We start from the raw sequence: 3,299 nt of genomic DNA on the forward strand, positions 1-3,299 counted from the left end.
AAAAAAGCACCTTGCTTCATTGCTGAAACAAGGTGCTTTGTAAAAGATGGCGGCCTCCTACTCTCCCGCATTGCATTGCAGTACCATCGGCGCAAGTGGGCTTAACTTCTCTGTTCGGAATGGGAAGAGGTGGAACCCCACCGCAATAGCCACCTGATAATTCTCTCAGCCGTATCACATACAGCCGGTATAGGTTGACAATCGCACACAAGCAAACTGTATCACAGATACAGAACCAACATCTGAAAGTATCGCCTCAGACAAAAGTTTTCGGGCAATTAGTAGTGCTCGGCTTTGACATCGCTGTCTTTACACCTGCACCCTATCAACGTCGTAGTCTTCGACGACCCTCAATGGAGTCCTCATCTTGAGGCCGGCTTCGCACTTAGATGCTTTCAGCGCTTATCCGAACCCGACGCGGATACCCGGCGGTGCACCTGGCGGCACAACCGGTAAACCGGAGGTCGGTCAACCACGGTCCTCTCGTACTAGTGGCCGGTCCCCTCAAGACTCCTGCGCCCACGATAGATAGAGACCGAACTGTCTCACGACGTTCTGAACCCAGCTCGCGTGCCACTTTAATGGGCGAACAGCCCAACCCTTGGGACCTTCTCCAGCCCCAGGATGTGACGAGCCGACATCGAGGTGCCAAACCACCCCGTCGATATGAGCTCTTGGGGGGGATCAGCCTGTTATCCCCGGAGTACCTTTTATCCTTTGAGCGACGGACCTTCCATACGGATCCGCCGGATCACTATGCCCCAGTTTCCTGCCTGCTCGGCATGTCTGCCTCCCAGTCAAGCGCCCTTATGCCATTGCACTCTATAAGGCCGGTTACCAATCGGCCCGAGGGCACCTTTGGAAGCCTCCGTTACGCTTTTGGAGGCGACCACCCCAGTCAAACTACCCACCAAGCAGTGTCCGCGCTAAGCGCGTTAGACCTCAGGCAGCAGAAGGGCCGTATTTCAAGGATGGCTCCACACACGCTGGCGCGCATGATTCAATGCCTCCGGCCTATCCTACACATCCGATGACCAAGGTCAATGCTAAGCTGTAGTAAAGGTTCACGGGGTCTTTTCGTCCCATCGCGGGTAATCGGCATCTTCACCGATACTACAATTTCACTGAGCTCACGGTTGAGACAGCGTCCGGATCATTACACCATTCGTGCAGGTCGGAACTTACCCGACAAGGAATTTCGCTACCTTAGGACCGTTATAGTTACGGCCGCCGTTTACCGGGGCTTCAATTCAATGCTTCCCTTGCGGTGACATCTCCTCTTAACCTTCCGGCACCGGGCAGGTGTCAGGCTGTATACCTCATCTTGCGAGTTTGCACAGCCCTGTGTTTTTGCTAAACAGTTGCCTGGACCTATTCTCTGCGCCTCCATTGCTGGAGGACCCCTTATCCCGAAGTTACGGGGTCAGTTTGCCTAGTTCCTTAACCGTGAATCTCTCAACGCCTTAGTATGTTCTACCCGACTACCTGTGTCGGTTTGCGGTACGGGTTCCCTATGGATTAAGTTTAGCGGATTTTCTCGGCAGTATGATTACCTGCGCTGTCGGCGCTCTCCGGAGAGAGTGCCGTACTGTCGGAGTTCAGCTCGGGAGGTGGATTTGCCTGCCTCCCTCAATGCCTACATCCTTTAACGGGGAATTCCGTTTCCCCGCGGCAGTGTCACGACTGCGTCTCCACGTCACTCCATAAGGAAGTCACGGAATATTGACCGTGTCAGCCATCGCCTTCGCCGTTCGGCTTAGACTTAGGACCCGACTTACCCCGGGATGATTAACATTGCCCGGGAAACCTTAGTCGTACGGCGGGGGTGGATCTCACACCCCTAATCGTTACTTATACCTACATTTGCTTTTCCTGAAGCTCCAGGGAAAGTCGTCCTTTCCCATTCAACGCCGCAGGAATGCTCCCCTACCGATACTTTTATCATTACTATCCCGCGACTTCGGTGCCTGTCTTATACCCGATTATTATCCATGCACGGTCTCTCGACTAGTGAGCTGTTACGCACTCTTTGAATGAATGGCTGCTTCCAAGCCAACATCCTAGCTGTCACGGAGACCACACTTCGTTAGACTAACTCAGACAGAACTTGGGGACCTTAGACGGCGGTCTGGATTCTTCTCCTCTCGGGGACGGACCTTAGCACCCGCCCCCTTACTGCCACACTGCGGTGTATGAGCATTCGGAGTTCGTCAGGTCGCGATAGGCGGTGAAGCCCTCTTGACCTATCGGTCGCTCTACCTCTCATACAGATCATGTGACGCGGCACCTAAATGCCTTTCGGGGAGTACGAGCTATCTCCGAGTTTGATTGGCCTTTCACTCCTACACACACCTCATCCGGAAGCTTTTCAACGCTTATCGGTGCGGACCTCCATCCCGTGTTACCGGGACTTCATCCTGGACATGTGTAGATCACTCGGTTTCGCGTCTACCTCCACAGACTATACGGCCTGTTCAGCCTCGCTTTCACTGCGGCTCGGGAAGTCCTCTTCCTTAACCTCGCCTGTGACGGTAACTCGTAGGTTCATTATGCAAAAGGCACGCCGTCACTGCTTATAGCAGCTCCGACCGCTTGTAGGCGCATGGTTTCAGGTACTCTTTCACTCCCCTTATAGGGGTACTTTTCACCTTTCCCTCACGGTACTGGTACGCTATCGGTCTCACGGGAGTATTTAGCCTTGCCGGATGGGCCCGGCGGATTCGCGCAGGATTACACGTGTCCCGCGTTACTCAGGATACCGCTAGGTCTCGCAGTAGTTTCGAATACAGGATTATCACCTTCTATGATGTAACTTTCCAGATACTTCTTCTCACATTGCAAGTACCACGGCGCGGTCCTACAACCCCTGCCATGCGTTGCCACAAAGCAGGTTTGGGCTCTTCCCCGGTCGCTCGCCACTACTGGGGGAATCATTGTTATTTTCTCTTCCTCGAGGTACTAAGATGTTTCAGTTCCCTCGGTTAGCCTCCCTGCCTACGCAGGGATAACAGGCCTTCAGCCTGATGGGTTGTCCCATTCGGAAATCCGCGGATCAAGGGATATTTGCTCCTACCCGCAGCTTATCGCAGCTTATCACGTCCTTCATCGCCTCCGTGAGCCAAGGCATCCACCATGCGCCCTGACTTACTTTCGCCTTGACTTAAGCATACTTTCCTATAACTATAGGCGGCCGTATGCATAAGTGCTCATACTTTCAGCTGTTGATTTCTGATTTATTATCTAATCTACAGTCTTGCTTGTGTCAATATGTCAAAGATCTCTTTCCTCTATTTCAAGGA

The 3,299-nt window shown here is 53.0% G+C and carries 2 rRNA genes; both read right to left on the bottom strand.

Annotation, left to right across the window (positions count from 1 at the left end):
• Positions 1–44: 44 nt before the first annotated feature.
• Positions 45–157: ribosomal RNA gene (rrf, locus tag CIK96_RS03230) — 5S ribosomal RNA — on the bottom strand.
• 101 nt (positions 158–258) lie between these two features.
• Positions 259–3,154, bottom strand: a 23S ribosomal RNA gene (locus tag CIK96_RS03235).
• Positions 3,155–3,299: the final 145 nt, after the last annotated feature.

The organism is Prevotella sp. P4-98 (assembly GCF_002251405.1).
GTDB lineage: Bacteria > Bacteroidota > Bacteroidia > Bacteroidales > Bacteroidaceae > Prevotella.